This is a genomic window from Micromonospora sp. NPDC093244 (genome assembly GCF_040683695.1).
Lineage (GTDB): Bacteria > Actinomycetota > Actinomycetes > Mycobacteriales > Micromonosporaceae > Micromonospora.
The window spans coordinates 96,774-114,140 of the sequence record NZ_JBFBEO010000005.1; the positions used below are offsets into that span (position 1 = coordinate 96,774).

Genomic DNA, 17,367 nt, shown 5'->3' on the forward strand with positions numbered 1-17,367 from the left:
GTGAGCCGCGCGGGACCCCTGACGCGCGACGCCGGCCCTCCCGCGAGGGGAGGGCCGGCGTGCCCGCGGCGGACGGTCAGTTGTTCGGGTCGTCGGCGCTGATGTCGGCCAGGACCGACTGCGGTTCGCGCTCGACCGCGAGGTCACCCATCGAGACCAGGCCCACCAGGCGTCCGTCGTCGATCACCGGCAGCCGGCGTACGGCGTACGTGCGCATGAGATCCGCGGCGGCGACCGCGTCGTCGTACTGGCTCACCGTGATCACGTCACGGGTGGTGATCTCGTTCAGCCGGGTCGACCCCGGGTCCATGTTCTCCGCGACACCCCGAACGGTGATGTCCCGGTCCGTGACGATTCCGACCACGTTGTCGCCGTCGGTCACCACCACGTCACCAATCGCACTGTCCCGCATCTCCTGCGCGGCCGCGATGAGCGTGTCGTTGCCGTCCATCGTCACCAACCGGGTCGTCATGAACTCTCCGACCGTTGTCATGGTGCTCCCCTCTCGGTGTCGGCACGGCCCGTCTACCCGCCGCTCGGCAGGGGGTAACGCCACCGGTTCCCCGATGTCCCGCGACGTCGGCGCGGCAGGCAGGTATACCCGCCGGTTGACGTGACACCCGCCCGCCGGGGCAGCGCGGCCCGGGTTCCGCCGCCTACCGTGGGCCGGTGGCGCACGAGCGGGAACTGCGGGAACTGGTCGCCGGCAACAGGTGGTTGACCCGGGCGCTGACAGTGGTGCGCGACTCGGGTCTGCCGGACGCGTGGATCGGCGCGGGCGCCCTGCGCGACCTGGTCTGGGGCGAGCGGTACGGCGACGGGTTCGACCCGGCGACGGTCCGGGACGTGGACGTGGTCTTCTTCGACCCGACCCGGCTGACCCGCGAGGACGACGACCTCGCCACCGCCCGGCTCACGGCGGCGTGGCAGCAGCCACCGTGGGAGGCGCGCAACCAGGCGGCGGTGCACACCTGGTACGCGGCGAAGTTCGGCGGTGACCCGATCGCCCCGTACCGGAGCGTGGCCGAGGCGGTCGCCACCTGGCCGGAGTACGCGACGGCGGTCGCCGTCCGCCTGGACGCGGCCGGCCGGTTGGAGATCTGCGCGCCGTACGGTCTGGCGGACCTGCTGGGCGGGGTGTGGCGGCACAACCCGGCCCGGGTGGATGTGGCCCGGTCCCGGCGGCGGCTGGCCCGGCACCGCCCGGCGCAGCGCTGGCCCGGCGTCACAGTGATCGAGCCGGGGTGAGCGGTCGGGCTCAGCCCCGGGGCGGCATCCCGTAGACGCGCTCCACGTGCAGGCGCAGCACCAGCCGCCGGTCGTCGACCATCACCTGGCGGTATTCGTCCCAGTCCGGGTGCTCGCCGCTCAGCGCCCGGTAGAGGTCCACCAGTTCCTCGACCGTGGCGTCGCCGGGCTCAGCGGCGGGCGGGGTCAGCTCGGCGCGTCCCTCCACCACCGCGTACGCCCAGCCGTCCTCGCTGCTGACGTGGAAGCTGGCCCGCGGGTCCCGACGCAGGTTGGCGGTCTTGGCCCGCCCCTCGGTGACGGAGACCCGGATCAGCCCGGCGTCGGTGTCGAACGAGTAGACCACAGTGGACAGCTGCGGCCGCCCGTCCCGCTTGATCGTCGCCAGCACGCCCATCGAGCGGCCGGCGATCAGATCGGTCAACGCCTGCTGGGTGCGGTCGTCCGGCACGGTTTCCTCCCAGGGGACGTCGGGTTCCGTCCATCCAAGCACGCCCGGCCGGCAGTAGCCCGGAACGTGACCGAGCCCCCGCCGGCGACCGGCGGGGGCTCGAGGTGACGCGACGGGTCAGCGACGCTCGGCGGCGACCAGCTCGGCGAGCTGCACCGCGTTGAGCGCGGCGCCCTTGCGCAGGTTGTCGTTGGAGCAGAACAGGGCCAGCCCGTACTCCACGGTCTCGTCGGCGCGGATCCGGCCCACGTAGGTCGGGTCCTGACCGGCGGCCTGCAACGGCGTCGGAACGGCGGTCAGCGCGACCCCGGGGGCGTCGGCGAGCAGCTCGTGGGCCCGCTGCGGGGTGAGCGGCCTGGCGAAACGGGCGTTGATCTGGAGCGAGTGGCCGGTGAAGACGGGCACCCGGACGCAGGTGCCGGACACCTTGAGGTCGGGGATCTCGAGGATCTTGCGGCTCTCGTTGCGGAGCTTCTGCTCCTCGTCGGTCTCGAACGAGCCGTCGTCGACGATCGAGCCGGCCAGCGGGAGCACGTTGAACGCGATCGGCTCGGCGAACGACCGCGGCGCGGGGAACTCCACAGCCGAACCGTCGAAGGCGAGGCCGGCGGCGTGCTCGGCGACCTTGCGGACCTGCTCGTCCAGCTCGGCGACGCCGGCCAACCCTGCGCCGGAGACCGCCTGGTACGTGGACACGACCAGGCCGACCAGGCCGGCTTCGGCGTGCAGCGGGCGCAGCACCGGCATCGCGGCCATCGTGGTGCAGTTGGGGTTGGCGATGATGCCCTTCGGGCGGTCGGCGGCGGCGTGCGGGTTGACCTCGGCGACCACCAGCGGGACCTGCGGGTCCATCCGGAACGCCGAGGAATTGTCGATCACGACGGCGCCGGCCTCGGCGACCCGGGGGGCCAGCTCCCGGGCGGTGCCCTTACCCGCCGAGAAGAGCACGATGTCCAGCCCCGAGTAGTCGGCGCTGGCCGCGTCCTCGACGACCACCTCGCCGTCGCGCCACGGCAGCGCACGCCCGGCGGACCGCGCCGAGGCGAACAACCGCACCTGCTCCGCCGGGAACTCCCGCTCCGCCAGCACCTGCCGCATAACGCCACCGACCTGGCCGGTGGCCCCCACAATGCCGATCCTCATGACCGCGAGGCTACCGAGCCCTCCCCCACAACCGGGAGCCCTTTCCCACCCCCCGGGTCCCGCATCACACCGCCCCACCCGGTTGATCATGAAGTTGTGGTGACGACACGCCGCGGCGGAGGACAACAAGCTCACGATCAACCAAGGAGGGCGGGGAGGGTCAGGGGTGGTTGATCAGGTCGCCCAGGGCGGCGGCCTCCAGGTCGTCCCGGATCACCGCCGCGTCGCCCTCGACCACCAGGGTCAGCGCGTCAGGGTGCAGGTGGGTGGAGGCCGCCGCGGACACCTGGTCCACGTCGGCGGCGAGCAGGGCCTCCCGCAGCTGCGCGTGGTAGTCGTCAGGCAGGTCATGCACCACGAGCGTGGTCAACGCCGAGGCGATCGCCCGAGGGCTCTGCAACTCGACCGAGAGCTGCCCGGCCCGCCAGGAACGCGCCACCGCCAACTCCTCCTCGGTCACCCCGCCGGCCTGCGTACGGGTGATCTCACCTACCGCCTCGACCAGCGCCGGCGTGGTGACCGCCGTCTGCACACCGGAGCTGACCGTGAACCGGCCGAACCGCCGGGACGACGCGAACTCGCCCCGGATGCCGTACGTGTAGCCGCGCACCTCGCGGATCAGGTGGTTGAGCCGGGAGGTGAACGCCCCGCCGAGGACCGTGCCGGCGAGCGTCATCGGCACGTGGTCGGGGTGCGCGCGGTGCGGTGACGGGTGACCCAACCGCAGCGTGGACTGCACCGAGCCCGGCCGGTCCACCAGGATGATCCGCCGCTCGGTGTGCAACGGCACCTCGATCGGGCCACCCCTGTCGACCGGACCACCGCCGGTGCCGGCGAACGCCGCGGCGGCCAGCGCGTCGAGGTCGATCCGGTCCAGGTCACCGGCGACGACCAGGGTGCCGGGGCGCAGGAACCACTCGGAATGGAAGACCGTCACGTCCTCCACGTCCAGCCCAGCCACCGAATCCGGGTCGCCGTACATCGGGCGTCCCCAGCGGTTGTCCGCGCCGAACAGGTCGGCGCGCAGCGCGGCGTCGGCACGCGGACCAGGGTTGGCCCAGTCCATCCGCAGCGCTGTCGCCTCGTCGTCGCGGACCCGCCGGACGTCCGCCGGGTCGAGCCGGGGTGTGCGGACGGCCTCGGCGAGCAGTTCCACGGCGGCGGTCAGCCGGTCCACCGGCACCTGGACGCTGACCTGGAACGAGTCCCAGTCCAGCCCGGTCACCAGCTCGGTGCCGAGCGCCTCGATGGCCAGCGCGTACGTCGTGGCGTCCCGCTGCGCGGTGCCCTCCTCCAACGCCTTGGCCAGCACCCCGCCCAGCCCCTCCTTGCCGTTGCGTTCCCGGCCGGCACCGACGTCGAGCAGCAGCAGGGCGACGGCGAGCGTCTGCCCGGGCAGGTGCGCGGCGACGACCTGGCCACCGGCCACGGTGCGGCGGACCACCGGCGGGAACCGGTACGGGCGGGCGGCGCCCGGGCCGGGACGGTCGGCGATCAGCGTCATGCGGTCTCCTCGGGCAGGTAGGTCAGGGTCACCCGGTCGGCGGCACCGAGCACCTCGGCGGCGGTCTCGGCGATCTGCTCGGCGGTCACGGCGAGCCAGGCCGGCAGCCGCTCGCCGGCACGGGCCGGATCACCGAACTGGGTGGCGTACCGGCCGAGCGTGTCGGCGCGGCCGTCCACCGTCGACATCTGCCGCCACCACGCGGTGCTCAGCAACGCCTTGGCGCGGTCCAGTTCGGCGGCGGTCACCGGCACGGTGGCCAGTTCGTCGACGACCTCGGCCAGCCCCTCGGCGAGCCGTTCGGCGCTCACCCCGGGGCGGGCGGTGGCGGTGGCGATCAGCGGCGCGGGGGCGTGCGCGAGGTCCACCCCGTACGCGCCCACCAGGTCCGGCTGGGCGATCCGCTCGCCGTCGGCGAGCCGCTGGTAGAGCCGGCTGCCCCGGCCGCTGCCGAGCACGGTGGCCAGGACGGTGAGCACGTCGTACCCGGGGCTGCCGAAGGGGTGACCGCGGTGCGCGACGTACACGCGGGGGGCCGGCACGTCGGCGGTCACCGTCTCCGTGGCGGGCTGCCCGGTCGCCGGGACGGTCCGGCCGTCGGGTGCGGGCGGAATGTCGTCGCGGGCGGGCAGCGCTCCGAAGTACTTGTCGGCCAGCGCGAACACCTCGGCGGCCTGTGCATCGCCGACGACAGTGAGCACCGCGTTGTTCGGCGCGTAGTACATCTCGTGGAACGCCTGGAAGGTGGCGAGGTCGGCGGCGTTGAGGTCGGCCATCGAGCCGATCGTCGAGTGGTGGTACGGGTGCCCCGGCGGGTAGAGCAGCGGCAGCAGCCGAAGCCAGGCGTCGCCGTACGGGACGTTCTCGTAGCGCTGGCGCCGCTCGTTCTTGACCACCTCGCGCTGGTTGTCGAGCGTCTCCTGGGTGAGCGCGGGGACCAAACCGCCCATCCGGTCGGCCTCCAGCCAGAGCGCCAACTCCAGGTGCTCGGCCGGGACCGTCTCGAAGTAGTTGGTCCGGTCCGGGTTCGTGGTGGCGTTCAGCGAGCCGCCGGAGCCCTGGATCAGCTTCATGTGCTCGGTCTTCGCCACGTTCACCGAGCCCTCGAACATCAGGTGCTCGAAGAGGTGGGCGAAACCGGTCTGCCCGGCCGGCTCGTGCCGGGAGCCGACGTCGTACCAGAGATTGACGGCCACGGCGGGCGCGGTGCGATCCTCGCTCACCACCACGCGCAGGCCGTTGTCCAGTCGGGACGTCTCGATGGGCCAGGGGTAACCGCTGTCGGGCATGGCACGACGCTATCCGATCTCGGGGGCGGAAAGGTGACGTGTGGTCGGTCGGCGAGCCGACCGACCGGCATCGGGGCCGCCGCTCGGGGTACCGGAGGGGCATGACCGTCACGCCACGCCCGTCCCGGCCCGCCGGCACCGTCGAGCGCGCCGCCGCCGCGCTCGGCAGGCTGCGCCGCGGTCGGTTGCTGCATCCCGCCGGTCGCTCGTTCACCGGCGAGGTGTTGATCTGGGGTACGCCCGGACCACCCACAGGTGTCGCAGTGCTGGACGACCCCGGCCGGTACCAAGCCACCGTCCGGCTGTCCAAGGGGACGCCCACGCCCGGCAGCTGGCCGGACGTGCTGGGCCTGGCGCTGCGCCTGCGCACCGACACCGGACGCCCGTTCGACCTGCTGGTCAGTTCCAGCGGCGCGGCCCCGCTGGTGCGGAACCTGCCGCTGCCCCGCCGCGCCTTCAGCGGGACGTACAGCACGATCACGTGCTACCGGGTGGGCAGGCGTCGGCTCTGGCTGGCCGTGCTTGCCGACCCCGAGTCGGTGGACCTCGGCCGCAGTCTGACGGCGGTGGCCGCCGCGACCCGGGCGGACGCGCCGCGCCTGGTGCTCGCGGTCGCGTCCGCCGTGGGGCCGTGGCGGCCGGTCGGGCAGGTGAGCATCGGCGCCCAGCTCAGCGCCCGGGAGGACGCCGCGCTCGCGTTCGACCCGGTGCGCAACCTGCCACAAGAACTGCGGGCGACAGGCCCGCTGGCCTGGTTGCGGGACCACACCTACCGGGGGTCACGCCGGGCGCGCGGGGTGGACGGTCAGTCGGGGGGTTCGACGGCGACCACCGTCTGATCGGAGGTGCGGCGCTCCAGCACCGTGTCCGGTGCCGCGTTCTGGTCCGCCTCGCGGATGTCCGACTCGGCGAGGATGGCCTCCGCCTGCGCCTGCGGGTCGTCGCTGCCCACCGCCGCCTCCTCGGGGAGGAGGTGCGCGCGGGACTCCACGCGGTCCTGGTCGCTCTGCTCGTCAGTCATGGCTCCCCTGTTACCCCGAGCCCGGCGCTGGCACGCGGTGTTCACTCCGCATCTTGGGACGACACACCGGTCCTCGCCGTCGGGTCGGGTACGCTGGCCCCCGTGACGCGTTCGTATCGATGGTTTAGGCAGCCGGCTCGCACGCCGGTGACTTCACCATGATCTGACGTCACCACGGACCGAGCCGGCTGGGCAGGAGCTGTCGTTCCTGCCCTTTTGCGTACGAGCAGCCGGCTCGTCCCGGGCACCGGCCCCGGTCACGGTCGGCGGAAGGATGCCCACCGTGACGACCCCGGAGACCGATCGGGTAAGCGATCAGCGGATCGACCGTGTCGTGCCGTTGACCACGCCCGCCCTGCTGCACCACGAGCTGCCCCTGGACGCCGCTCTCGCCTCGGCCGTGCTGACCGGCCGGCGCGCGGTCGGTCGCGTACTGGACCGCGAGGACGACCGCCTGCTGGTGGTGGTCGGCCCCTGCTCGGTGCACGATCCGGCCGCCGCCCTCGAGTACGCCCACCGGCTGCGCACGGCCGCCGACCGGCTCGCCGACGACCTGCTGATCGTCATGCGTGTCTACTTCGAGAAGCCCCGCTCGACAGTCGGCTGGAAGGGGCTCATCAACGACCCTGGCCTGGACGGCAGCGGGGACGTCAACACCGGCCTGCGACGGGCCCGGGCGCTGCTGCTCGACGTGCTGCGGGTCGGCCTGCCGGTGGGCTGCGAGTTCCTTGACCCGATCACGCCGCAGTACATCGCGGACACTGTGGCGTGGGGCGCGATCGGCGCCCGGACGGTGGAGAGCCAGGTGCACCGGCAGCTCGCCTCCGGCCTGTCCATGCCGATCGGGATGAAGAACCGCCCGGACGGCAGCATCGGCACCGCCGTGGACGCCATCCGTGCCGCAGGCGTGCCGCACGTCTTCCCCGGCATCGACTTCTCCGGCACCCCGGCGATCATGCACACCCGGGGGAACACCGACGGGCATTTGGTGCTGCGTGGAGGGGGTGGCCGGCCCAACTACGACGCGGGATCGGTCGCCGGCGCGCTCGACCTGCTCCGCGCCGCCGGACTGCCGGAGCGGCTGGTGATCGACGCCAGTCACGCCAACAGCGGCAAGGACCACCGCAATCAGCCGCTGGTGGCCGCGGACGTGGCCGGCCAACTGGCCGACGGGCAACGCGGCATCACAGGCGTGATGCTGGAGTCGTTCCTGCTGCCCGGCCGGCAGGACCTCGACCCCACCCGCGAGCTGGTGTACGGCCGTTCGGTCACCGACGCCTGCCTCGGCTGGGACGAGACGGCGGACGTGCTCGACCACCTGGCCACCGCCGTGCGGGCCCGCCGCGCCACCCTCCCGACCCCGGCCTGACCGGTGTGACGGCCGGCACGGCGGTGCGCGGAACACGGACGGGCGTCGCCTGGTTAACTGAGGTGTCGGTGTGTCAAGTGTCCCCGGGCCTCACCTAAATTGCCCTCGCGGAATACCGTTCGGCTGGAGCCGCGTCGTGCCACTCGCCGAGAGGCGACCTGCACACCGACACCAGCGCCGCCCCCGGCCCACAAGGCCGGGGGCGGCGCTGTCTGTACGCGGGCCACGGGGTGACGTTTGACCGATTCCGGCCCGGGTAGCTGATCGAGGTGACCGATGACGCATCAGTGGCCGGCGAGCCGGACACCCGGGCCCTCGACGACCTGCTCGACGACATCTACTCGGGTCAGGAGCGGGTCACCCAGGCGGAGATTTACCGCCGGGCGGTGGCCACCGAGCTTCCGCCGGACCTGCTCGCCCGGATCGACGCGCTCCCCGAGGGCGAATACGCGGTGGACGAGGCGAGTGAACTGCTGGGCGGCTCTGTCGCCTGAGCGACCGCAGAAGGGACACCGTCATGACGCACCACGAGGACCACGAGGAGAAGGTCCCGGCACTGGGACAACCGCCGAAGGGCATGGACACCACCCCCGAGCCGGACTTCGCGAACGAGCACGACCGCACGGCGGTGGACCGGGACATCATCACCGGCGCCGACGAGGACGAACGGGAACCGGAATCGCCGCACGGCTGGTCGGGCATGCAGCGTTGACGGACAACGAGAAGGGGCTGGCGGACGCCGGCCCCTTCTTCGTGTCTTCTCCGTCAGTCCTCGTCGTGCCCGCCCTCGGCGGCCTGCTGCGCGGCCGCGTACGCCATCTGGAGGAAGTCGGACGCGGCCACCGCGGTCAGCGCGGTGGCCACCAGCCGGGTCAGCCGGGGCGCGAGCACCAGGCCGCCGGTCAGCCCGGTGGCCACCCAGACCGCCAGGCAGAACGGGCAGCTGAGCAGCTCGCCGATGGCGTGCCGGGTGGGGCTGCCCGAGTCGCGGACCTGTTCCATCACCTCGCCGCTGCCGATCGGCCTGTCGTACCTGGTGAACGGCGCCCGCAGGGGGCTGGTCACGGCGTCCTTGGAGAGCAGGCGGCTGAGCTTGTGCGTGGCGATGGAGAGCAGCACCACGTCGGCCGGCGCGGGACGCTCGGGCACCGGCCGTCCGGTCGCCTTGACCAGGCCGGCGAGCGCCCCGGCCACTCCGGCGTAGGTGCCCATCGCGGCCAGGTAGCCGCCGAGTGGCCGGTGCTCGTGCGGCGCGTACGCCCGGCGTAGCCGCGTCGCCTTCTGTCGCAGGCCGGTGTCGGTCACCCGGTCTCCTCCCAGGTCGTGGTGTGCGTAAGTGGTGATTCGGTACGGCTGACGACGGTGTCAGCCGGCCTGGAGGTTGTCCGCGACCTCGCGGATCAGGTTGGTCAACGCCTCGTCGACGAGCTGGTCGGGGTCGGGCCCGCCGTTCCCGTCGGCCAGGTCGAGCTGGATCCGGGCGCCACCGGAGTCCGCCGGATCCACCCGGATCTCGGCGGACCAGTCCGCGTCCCCGCTCCAGCGGGCCCGCAGTTCCTCGCCGTCGACCTCGGCCGGCGGGCTGCCGTCGGCACGGAGCGCCTCCGGCAGCCAGGCCGAGGCGCGGGCAGGGTCGGTGGCGGTGTTGAACACCACCTCGGGGGGCGCGGACATGCCGCGCACCGCGCGGGCCGGCATCAGACGTCCCGCAGGCGGCTGGGGTCGACCTCGCGACCCGGGTGCCGGGCCAGGTACTCGGTCTCCAGTTCGGCGGTCCGCCGAAGGTGGTTGGCGAGCGCCGAGTCGGCGGCGTGCCGGAGGGTGTCCAGCCGGGTGCGGTGCAGGCTGTGCATCTCGCGGATCAGATCCTCGTCGCTCAGCTCCGTCGGGTCGACGCCGAGCGTGTCGCCGTCGAGGTCGTCGCCTGCCGGGTCGGCGAGGTGGTCGCCGCCCCACTCGGGCACCCGCTGCTCCGGGCTCATATCGGTGCTGCCGGTCATCATCGCCCCCCTGGTCTCGTTTGGGCTGGCGTCTAGACGGATGCCCACACCGGGTGACGCCAAACCATCCGACCGCGCGGCACCTACGACACGGTGTCGGAGAGCGGCGTCCTCCCCGGTACCCTCGACACCATGAGGTGGCTCTGGACCCCGGCGTGGATCGCACGCCACGTGGCCATGGTCGTGCTGGTCGTGGGCTTCCTCGGGCTGGGCTGGTGGCAGATCAGCCGGGCCACCGCCGGCAACAGTCTGAGCTGGGGGTACGCGGTCGAGTGGCCGGTCTTCGCCGGCTTCGTGGTCTACGTGTGGTGGCGTGAGGTGAAGCTGGCCCGACGCCGCGCGCAGGGGGACGCAGGGGCCGACCCCGCCGAGGTCCCGGCCGTCGAGCCGGCGCCGGCCGACGCCCCAGGGTCCCGACCGGCGGTACGCCGACCGGTGCGGGTGGCCCGGGTGCCCGCCTCCGCAGCGGGTGCCGAGGACGCCGACCTGGCCGCCTACAACCACTACCTGTCATGGTTGAACGCCAATCCGGGCGCCCGGCCCGGTGACTACCCCGGCTGAGCCGGGCTTCGGAAGGACGGACGAAGGTGGGCGCTGCCCTTACCCGATACCGCGTGATCGCCTGGATCGTGGGCGTGGCGCTGATCCTGCTGGTCGTGATCGGCATGCCGATGAAGTACGCGTTCGACAACCCGGTCGTGGTGGAGACGGTGGGGCAGGCGCACGGCTTCCTCTACATGGTCTACCTGGCGGCCGCGTTCGACCTGAGCCGCCGGGCCGACTGGCCGCTGAAGCGGATGATCCTGGTGATGCTGGCCGGCACCGTGCCGTTCGTCTCGTTCTACGCCGAGCGCCGGGTCAGCGCCTGGGCGGCCGCCCCGCGCGAGGAGCGGACCCCGGAGCCGGTCGCCGGCTGAGCGTCCCCGAGACGCTCAGCGGTTGGGCCGCCACGGGTCGGTCCCGGCGAGCGGATCGACCCAGCCGCCGTACCGGTTGACCTCGCGGGCGCGCAGCAGCGCCCGGGTGACCTGGCCGAACTGCCGCTCGTCGTCGGCACTGAAGAGCAGCACCTCGGTGCCACGGTGCCACCCCCACAACTCGTACGGTGGTGGCCGCCACCGGTCGCCGACCAGGGCGAGGGCCGCCGGCAGCAAAAACACCGCCCCGAGGATGAGGTACGCCCCGGCGGTCAGCCGTTGCAGGCCGCCGGTGAAGCCGAGCAGCAGTCCCACGCCGCCGAGCATGGCGGCGGTGATGACGACGGCTCGGACGGCGATCCGGTCGTGCGGGCCTCTGGTGGTGCGCAGGTGGGTCAGGTCGGCGATCCGGTAGCTGGTCCGGCCGACGGTGAACCGGTCGACGGTGACGATGATGCCGGGTCGTGCGTACAGCAGGGTCGACCTGGCGCCGGGCACCGTTCGCGGCGGTCGCGTCTTTGCGCCTTCACGATTCACGGTTCCTCCCGTGGGGCGGTTCGTCGGTTGCCCCCGTCGGTCGCGGATGACGCGTATCGACGGGAATCCCGACTCCGGTCCCCATTGTGTTGTGGCACTGCCACCTCACCAGGGCATTTACCGGCTTCCGACAGGTCACCCGGCCGGACGACATCGACTAGAAACCGCCTCCATTTCACCTTTTATCGGTTATGGAGACCAGCTATCCGGCGGCATACGCCGGGAACGACGAAAGTCTTATATCCGTCAGAGTTCGTGAAAAGTACGGAACGCCTCACGTCGGCGAGCGTCACGAACAACCCCAGATCCACCTGACGCACCCGCCCGACCGACCACTCTGCCAACATTGACCCCTGCTTCAACTGCGCGTAACAGGCGTCCCGGGTTAGGTTGGGCGAGCCGGCCCGGCCCAGCGCCGTCCACCCGGATGGCCCCGGACGGTGCCGCCGAGGGCGTCAGCAGCCCGACGGCGGCCGTGGGAGAGGGGCTTTCCGCTCTTGTCATCCCTGAGAAACGTGCTGCGTATCGTCGCGTTGGCCGGGATGTCGGCCGCGCTGATCGCCCCGCCGGTGGTGGCCCGCGCAGAGCCGACCCCCGCCGACCTGACCCGCCAGATCGAAGCGTCCTCGGGCGAACTCGAGCGGGTCGTCGAGGCGTACAACAAGCTCCGGGAGGAGATCAAGACCAACGAGGCCTCGGTGGCCCGATTACAGGCCCGCATCGGCCCACTGGAACAGCAGGCCGAACAGAGCCGGGCCGACGTCGCCGAGTTGGCGACCACGGCATACAAGAGTGGCGGTCTACGGACCGCCGACGCGCTGCTGCGTCCCGGCGGATCGGCCGCGCTGCTGGATCGTCTCGGTGCCCTCGACCAGCTGACCCGTCAGCGGCAGGAGCGCATCTCCGGCTACACAGCGAACCAGCGGCGCCTGCTCGACGAGAAGACCCGCCTCGACGCCACGCTGACCAGGCAGGCCGCACAGGCCCGCCAGCTGGCGGCCGGCAAGAAGCGCATCGAGGAGGACCTGGCGAAGCTGTACGAGCTGCGCCGTCAGGCGTACGGCGCCGCCACCGAGCGTCCCGAACCCAGGGCCGCGGCGGCGGAGGCCAGGAACGTGCCGAACGTCTCCGGTAGCGCCGGGGTCGCGGTGCGATACGCCTTCGGCGCGTTGGGCAAGCCGTACGTCTGGGCGAGCGACGGACCCAACGGGTACGACTGCTCGGGGCTGACCTCGGCCGCGTGGCGGGCCGCCGGGAAGTCCCTGCCGCACAACACCCGGATGCAGTGGGGAGCGGTCGCCCACATCGGCCGGGGCGACCTGCGCCCGGGCGACCTGATCTTCTACAACGGGCTCGGCCACGTCGCTCTCTACGTGGGCGACGGCCAGGTGATCGACGCGCCGAGCCCCGGTCGCAACGTGCTCAAGCGCGGCATGAACATGATGCCGATCCAGGGCTACGGGCGGGTCCGCTAGCGGAAACGGCGAACGGCCGGCGTCCCCCTATCGGACGCCGGCCGTTCGCCGTCATTACTACCAGGTCAGGCGGCCTGCAGACCCTCTGCCCGGGCCAGCTCGCGGAGCCGGCCGAGGGCCTGGATCTCCAGCTGCCGGATCCGCTCGCGGGACAGCGAGAACCGGGACGCGACCTCGGTCAACGAGTGCTCGCGGCCGTCCTCAAGCCCGTAGCGGGCCCGCATGATGCCGGCCGACCTGTCGTCGAGGTGGTTGAGCAGCCCTTCGATGCGCTGCCGCTCCAGACCGCTGAGGACGATGTCCTCCGGCGACGGGGCGTCACTGTCGGCGACCAGGTCACCCAGGTTGGTGTCGCCGTCGTCGCCGACCGGGGTGTCCAGCGAGACGGTGTCCTGCGACCAGCGGCGCAGCTCGTTGACCCGCTCGACGGTGACGCCGAGCGACGCGGCGATCTGCTCCGGCTCCGGGTCGCTGCCCAGTTCACGGGTGAGCTGCCGGGTCACGTTGCGCATCCGGTTGACGTCCTCCACCAGGTGCACCGGCAGACGGACGGTGCGCTCCTGCTGGGCGATCGCCCGGCTGATGGCCTGGCGGATCCACCAGGTGGCGTAGGTGGAGAACTTGTAGCCCCGCTCGTAGTCGAACTTCTCGACCGCCCGGACGAGGCCGGTGTTGCCCTCCTGGATCAGGTCCAGCATGGGCATGCCCGAACGCACGTAACGGCGGGCGATCGACACGACAAGTCGCAGGTTGGCGCGGATGAAGAGGTCCTTCGCCCGCTCGCCCTCGACGACAAGCCGATCCAGGTCGTCCCGGTCGACACCGTCGGGAACGGCGTCCTCACCGAGCAGGTGCTCGGCGTAGAGGCCGGCCTCGATCGCCTTGGAGAGATCGACCTCCATGGCGGCGTCCAGCAGTGGCGTCCGGGAGATCTCGTGCAGGTAGACGCCGACCAGGTCGCGCTCCTCGGCAACCTCGTCGGTTCGCATGCCGATGTTCTTGTCCACGTTGCCCACGGTCCCCTCGCTCGCGCCGGTTGCCCGGTTCCTTGCCATTCCCCACGTCCGTCAGCCCCTGGTAACTTCCGTTGTGCCCATCGGTGCTGACACCTACACAACAGATGAGACGTGTCGGGGATTCCATGTGGTGAGTCGAAAGTGTCACGAATGCCTGAGTAGTAGCTGAGAGCGCGGTCCATGTTTGCTGTCAGCACCCCGGTGGGTGGCTCGCCGCTGCGCACACCACGTACGGGTCGCAACCATGGCAACACCGCCCGCCGCGGGGGCACAGCGACCCGGGTCACCAGCGTGGTGCGATCCTGGTCACTGCCAGATACGCACCGGTGGACCGGTCGGTTCATCCACGGGGGTGGTATTACCCCCCGCCCCGATGAACAATCCGGAGCCCCGTTCGCTTCCCGGGGTGTGCGGGGCTAGGAGGCGAGCAGGGCGAGGGCGCCGCGTACCTGGTCGGCGGAACGGGCCAGGGCGGCCCGGGCGGCACCGACCTCGGCGCCGGAGACCAGCGACACCAAGGCGGTCTTCAGGTCGCCGTCGGCCTCGGCGAGCGCCCGCCGGGAAACCTCCTCGGAGCAGCCGGTCGCCTCCATCAGGATCGAGATCATTCGCCCGCGGAGCTTCGCGTTGGTGGCCACCATATCGATCATGAGGTTCGAGTAGACCCGCCCGAGGCGCACCATGACGGCCGTCGAGAACGTGTTGAGCACCAGTTTCTGTGCGGTGCCCGCCTTCATCCGGGTCGACCCGGTGACCACCTCCGGTCCGGTGTCCACCCCGATGAACACGTCGACCGACCGGGCCGCCTCGGCTTCCGGATTGGCGCAGAGGAGCACCGTCGAGGCGCCCTTGGCGCGGGACGTGGCGAGCGCCCCGAGGACGTACGGGGTGCGTCCGCTGGCGGCCAGACCGACCACCAGGTCACCGGCGCGCACACAACTGGCGGCCTCGACCGCACCGCCCCGCTCGTCGTCCTCGGCGTCCTCCACGGCCCGCCACATGGCGTCCGGGCCACCGGCGAGGTGGGAGCAGAACCAGTGCCGGGGCGAGTTGAAGGTGGGGGCCAGTTCGGCGGCGTCGAGGACGCCCAGCCGGCCGGACGTACCGGCGCCGAAGTAGTGCACCCGGTGCCCCCCGCGCAGCGCGTCGACGGCCAGGTCGACAGTGGCGGCGATCTCGTCGAGCACCGCGGCGACCGCCGCGGGCACCCGCCGGTCGGCGTCGTTGATCACGGTGAGGACGTCCCGGGTCGACATCAGGTCGAGGTCGGCGCTCAGCGGGTTACGCCGTTCGGTGGGGGCGCCCACCCGGACCGTCGGGCGGGCGGGCGGTGCGGGCATGTCCTCGTCCGGCTCGATCGCACCGGCCGTCATGCCCGCCTCCGGTTGGCGCCCACCCGGTGCGACTGGACCGCCTCGGCGGTCGCCTCGAGGGCCTTGCGAGCCCGGGACCGGTTGCGGGCGGCCACACCGACGAAGAGGCAGTCGACCACTGTGAGCTGGGCCAGACGGCTGGCGGTCGCGCCCGAGCGGTAGGTGGTCTCCCGCGCCGCGGTCGTCAGCACGAAGTCGGCCACCTCGGTGATCGGCGAGCGGGGGAAGTTGGTGAGCGCCACTGTGACGGCGCCCCGCGTCCGGGCCTGCTCCAGCACCTCGATCACGTCGGAGGTGGTGCCGGTGTGCGAGATGCCCACCGCGACGTCGCCCCGGCCGAGCAGCGCGGCGGACGTCAGCGCGGTGTGCACGTCCGGGAAGTAGAAGGCGATCCGGCCGATGCGGTGCAGTTTCTGCTGGAAGTCGGAGGCGACGAACCCGCTGGCGCCGGCGCCGTAGATGTCGATCCGGCCGGCGCCGCTGATCGCCTCGACGACCTGCTCACAGACGGCCGGGTCGAGCTGCTCGGCGGTCTCCTCCACGGCGCGGGCGTCATTGAACGCGATGGTGGCGATGATCTGGGCGAGGTCGGCGCCGGGCGGGATGTCGCCGCCGACCACCCGGGCGTCCGGAGGCTCGATGCGGCGGGCGGCCTCGGCGGCGAGCCGGATGCGCAGTTGCGGGTAGCCGTCCATGCCCACCGAGCGGCAGAACCGGATGACTGTCGCCTCCGACGTCTCCGCAGCGGTGGCGAGGTCGGTGATGGTCCGCCGTGCGGCGGCGGCCGGGTCGGACACGACCAGCCGGGCGACGCGCTGCTCGGCGGGCGACAGCGACGGCAACAGCCCGCTGATGTGGACGATCAGCCCACCGGGCTCGTGACTCGCAGAAATCTTCGCACTCTTCGCCACGGATGAAACTTACTTTCACCAAGCGTGAGCGTCAACTATGACTGTCAGGGGTGGGAAAAAGTGTCGTCGACAGGCATCACCCGTCCCGTACAGCCTGCCACTCCCGCAGGACCACCGCCTCCTCCGCCGGGTCCAGTCCACCCTGCCGTACGTCGTCGGGCCGTGCTGTCATCCAGGTCGCGGTCGCCCGAACGGTGTCGGACAGCGGCCGGACCGTCAGTGAAGCGTCCAGCGCCGGCCGGGCGTCCCGGTCCATCAGGCCGGCCCACTCCGGCAGCCGCGCCCAGAGCGGCAGCGCCCGCTCCCCCGACCACTCGCGGACGTCACGGGCCAGCAGGAAGTCCTGGTCGACCCAGGTGAGGTGCGGGTCGGCGACGCCCAGCCCGGCCGCCACACCGTTCAGCAGCTCCTCCCGGGACATCGCCGGGCCGACCCCGTCGTACGTGCCGACGAGGCGGGCACCGGCGGCGTGCAGCAACCAACCGGCCAGGTCGTCCACGTCCACGAACTGCACCCGGTCGGTCGGCCGTCCCGGTGCGAGCACCTCCCCGCCGCGCGCCAGCCGTCGCACCCAGTACGGGAAGCGGTCGCTCGGATCCTCCGCGCCCACGATCAACCCGGCCCGGCAGATGAACGAGCGGTCCTCGCCCATCCGTTCCCGGACCAGCCGCTCGATGCTGACCTTGCACTCGCCGTACCAGCGGTTGTCCGGGTCGACCGGGGCGTCCACGTCCGGCGGGGCGGGCGGCAGCACCGGCGCGTCCGCCGCGGTCTGCCCCGGCGTGGCGTTGTCCGCGTACACCGAGATGGTCGACACGAACGACCAGTGATCCACATGGTCGGCGAGCGCGGCCAGCGCGTGCCGGGCATGGCTGACCTGGCGGGTCACGTCCACCACCGCGTCGAAGCCGTCGCCTGCGAGCGACGCCGGCGCCGCCGGGTCGTCGCGGTCGATCGCGACGAACCGCGCCCCGCTCGGCGCGACGCCTGACACACCCCGGGCCGCGCAGGTCACGTCGTGGCCCCGCGCGACGGCGAACCGGGCCAGCGCCCGGCCGAGGAACCGCGTGCCACCGAGAATGAGGATCCGCATCCGCCGATCCTGCGCCGCCG

General features: G+C 72.2%; 22 protein-coding genes. 8 read left to right on the plus strand and 14 right to left on the minus strand.

Features of this window, described 5'->3' with window-relative positions; genetic code table 11:
- Positions 1-76: 76 nt before the first annotated feature.
- Complete coding sequence (locus AB0N27_RS23600; RefSeq protein ID WP_357990259.1) at positions 77-493, minus strand: CBS domain-containing protein; 417 nt, start codon at positions 491-493, stop codon at positions 77-79.
- A 176-nt stretch (positions 494-669) separates the two neighbouring features.
- On the opposite strand from AB0N27_RS23600, the gene AB0N27_RS23605 reads away from it, so the two are divergent.
- Complete coding sequence (locus tag AB0N27_RS23605; protein ID WP_364373645.1) at positions 670-1,248, plus strand: nucleotidyltransferase family protein; 579 nt, start codon at positions 670-672, stop codon at positions 1,246-1,248.
- A gap of 10 nt (positions 1,249-1,258) precedes the next feature.
- On the opposite strand, the gene AB0N27_RS23610 is transcribed toward AB0N27_RS23605, so the two are convergent.
- From AB0N27_RS23610 to AB0N27_RS23625, 4 genes are all read right to left on the minus strand, one after another.
- A complete protein-coding gene (locus AB0N27_RS23610) occupies positions 1,259-1,699 on the minus strand; it encodes a PPOX class F420-dependent oxidoreductase (RefSeq protein ID WP_364373648.1) in 441 nt (146 codons plus the stop codon).
- 117 nt (positions 1,700-1,816) lie between these two features.
- Positions 1,817-2,842 (minus strand): aspartate-semialdehyde dehydrogenase, encoded by a 1,026-nt coding sequence (locus AB0N27_RS23615; RefSeq protein WP_364373651.1) that lies wholly within the window; start codon positions 2,840-2,842, stop codon positions 1,817-1,819.
- 160 nt (positions 2,843-3,002) lie between these two features.
- Positions 3,003-4,346, minus strand: a complete 1,344-nt coding sequence (locus AB0N27_RS23620; protein WP_364373655.1) for a pitrilysin family protein — start codon at positions 4,344-4,346, stop codon at positions 3,003-3,005.
- Entirely contained in the window at positions 4,343-5,635 is a 1,293-nt protein-coding gene (locus tag AB0N27_RS23625) for a pitrilysin family protein (RefSeq protein ID WP_364373658.1), read from the minus strand. The genes AB0N27_RS23620 and AB0N27_RS23625 overlap by 4 nt, the downstream gene beginning before the upstream one ends.
- Before the next feature lie 101 nt (positions 5,636-5,736).
- On the opposite strand from AB0N27_RS23625, the gene AB0N27_RS23630 reads away from it, so the two are divergent.
- Entirely contained in the window at positions 5,737-6,474 is a 738-nt protein-coding gene (locus AB0N27_RS23630) for a phosphodiesterase (protein WP_364373661.1), read from the plus strand.
- Here the strand turns inward: AB0N27_RS23630 and AB0N27_RS23635 are convergent.
- Positions 6,441-6,656, minus strand: coding sequence for a hypothetical protein (locus tag AB0N27_RS23635; RefSeq protein WP_354822616.1), 216 nt, complete (start codon positions 6,654-6,656; stop codon positions 6,441-6,443). The two genes, AB0N27_RS23630 and AB0N27_RS23635, sit on opposite strands and share 34 nt — an antisense overlap.
- Positions 6,657-6,930: 274 nt before the next feature.
- Here AB0N27_RS23635 and AB0N27_RS23640 point away from each other — a divergent pair, with 274 nt between their 5' ends.
- From AB0N27_RS23640 to AB0N27_RS23650, 3 genes are all read left to right on the plus strand, one after another.
- Positions 6,931-8,025 carry a 3-deoxy-7-phosphoheptulonate synthase gene (locus tag AB0N27_RS23640; protein WP_364373665.1) on the plus strand — a complete coding sequence of 365 codons (1,095 nt, stop codon included), beginning with the start codon at positions 6,931-6,933 and terminating at the stop codon, positions 8,023-8,025.
- A gap of 269 nt (positions 8,026-8,294) precedes the next feature.
- A complete protein-coding gene (locus AB0N27_RS23645; protein ID WP_364373668.1) occupies positions 8,295-8,519 on the plus strand; it encodes a hypothetical protein in 225 nt (74 codons plus the stop codon).
- 23 nt (positions 8,520-8,542) lie between these two features.
- The gene (locus tag AB0N27_RS23650; protein WP_354822622.1) at positions 8,543-8,737 is read left to right on the plus strand and encodes a hypothetical protein; all 195 of its coding nucleotides are present in this window, start codon (positions 8,543-8,545) and stop codon (positions 8,735-8,737) included.
- A 53-nt stretch (positions 8,738-8,790) separates the two neighbouring features.
- On the opposite strand, the gene AB0N27_RS23655 is transcribed toward AB0N27_RS23650, so the two are convergent.
- The 3 genes from AB0N27_RS23655 to AB0N27_RS23665 are packed head-to-tail and all read right to left on the minus strand — an operon-like array spanning position 8,791 to position 10,028.
- The gene (locus tag AB0N27_RS23655) at positions 8,791-9,330 is read right to left on the minus strand and encodes a DUF1360 domain-containing protein (RefSeq protein WP_364373673.1); all 540 of its coding nucleotides are present in this window, start codon (positions 9,328-9,330) and stop codon (positions 8,791-8,793) included.
- Positions 9,331-9,390: 60 nt separating this feature from the next.
- Positions 9,391-9,723: a hypothetical protein gene (locus AB0N27_RS23660; RefSeq protein ID WP_364373676.1), complete on the minus strand. Its 333-nt coding sequence runs from the start codon at positions 9,721-9,723 to the stop codon at positions 9,391-9,393.
- Positions 9,723-10,028 carry a DUF6158 family protein gene (locus AB0N27_RS23665; RefSeq protein ID WP_364373679.1) on the minus strand — a complete coding sequence of 102 codons (306 nt, stop codon included), beginning with the start codon at positions 10,026-10,028 and terminating at the stop codon, positions 9,723-9,725. The genes AB0N27_RS23660 and AB0N27_RS23665 overlap by 1 nt, the downstream gene beginning before the upstream one ends.
- A gap of 129 nt (positions 10,029-10,157) precedes the next feature.
- Here AB0N27_RS23665 and AB0N27_RS23670 point away from each other — a divergent pair, with 129 nt between their 5' ends.
- Both AB0N27_RS23670 and AB0N27_RS23675 read left to right on the plus strand, forming a co-directional pair.
- Positions 10,158-10,586, plus strand: a complete 429-nt coding sequence (locus tag AB0N27_RS23670) for a hypothetical protein (RefSeq protein ID WP_364373682.1) — start codon at positions 10,158-10,160, stop codon at positions 10,584-10,586.
- A 26-nt stretch (positions 10,587-10,612) separates the two neighbouring features.
- A complete protein-coding gene (locus AB0N27_RS23675) occupies positions 10,613-10,942 on the plus strand; it encodes a DUF3817 domain-containing protein (RefSeq protein WP_354822632.1) in 330 nt (109 codons plus the stop codon).
- A 15-nt stretch (positions 10,943-10,957) separates the two neighbouring features.
- On the opposite strand, the gene AB0N27_RS23680 is transcribed toward AB0N27_RS23675, so the two are convergent.
- Positions 10,958-11,479: a DUF6232 family protein gene (locus tag AB0N27_RS23680; RefSeq protein WP_364373686.1), complete on the minus strand. Its 522-nt coding sequence runs from the start codon at positions 11,477-11,479 to the stop codon at positions 10,958-10,960.
- Positions 11,480-11,976: 497 nt separating this feature from the next.
- Between AB0N27_RS23680 and AB0N27_RS23685 the strand changes: the two genes are divergently transcribed.
- On the plus strand, positions 11,977-12,954 hold the full coding sequence (locus AB0N27_RS23685; protein WP_364373689.1) for an NlpC/P60 family protein: 978 nt from the start codon (positions 11,977-11,979) through the stop codon (positions 12,952-12,954).
- 65 nt (positions 12,955-13,019) lie between these two features.
- Here the strand turns inward: AB0N27_RS23685 and AB0N27_RS23690 are convergent, their stop codons facing one another.
- From AB0N27_RS23690 to AB0N27_RS23705, 4 genes are all read right to left on the minus strand, one after another.
- The gene (locus AB0N27_RS23690; protein ID WP_357993907.1) at positions 13,020-14,009 is read right to left on the minus strand and encodes a sigma-70 family RNA polymerase sigma factor; all 990 of its coding nucleotides are present in this window, start codon (positions 14,007-14,009) and stop codon (positions 13,020-13,022) included.
- Positions 14,010-14,386: 377 nt separating this feature from the next.
- Entirely contained in the window at positions 14,387-15,343 is a 957-nt protein-coding gene (gene murQ, locus AB0N27_RS23695) for an N-acetylmuramic acid 6-phosphate etherase (protein ID WP_364373692.1), read from the minus strand.
- Positions 15,340-16,254 (minus strand): MurR/RpiR family transcriptional regulator, encoded by a 915-nt coding sequence (locus tag AB0N27_RS23700; protein ID WP_139583574.1) that lies wholly within the window; start codon positions 16,252-16,254, stop codon positions 15,340-15,342. Before AB0N27_RS23700 ends, murQ begins: the two co-directional genes overlap by 4 nt.
- Before the next feature lie 76 nt (positions 16,255-16,330).
- Positions 16,331-17,347: an NAD-dependent epimerase/dehydratase family protein gene (locus AB0N27_RS23705; RefSeq protein ID WP_364373696.1), complete on the minus strand. Its 1,017-nt coding sequence runs from the start codon at positions 17,345-17,347 to the stop codon at positions 16,331-16,333.
- Positions 17,348-17,367: the final 20 nt, after the last annotated feature.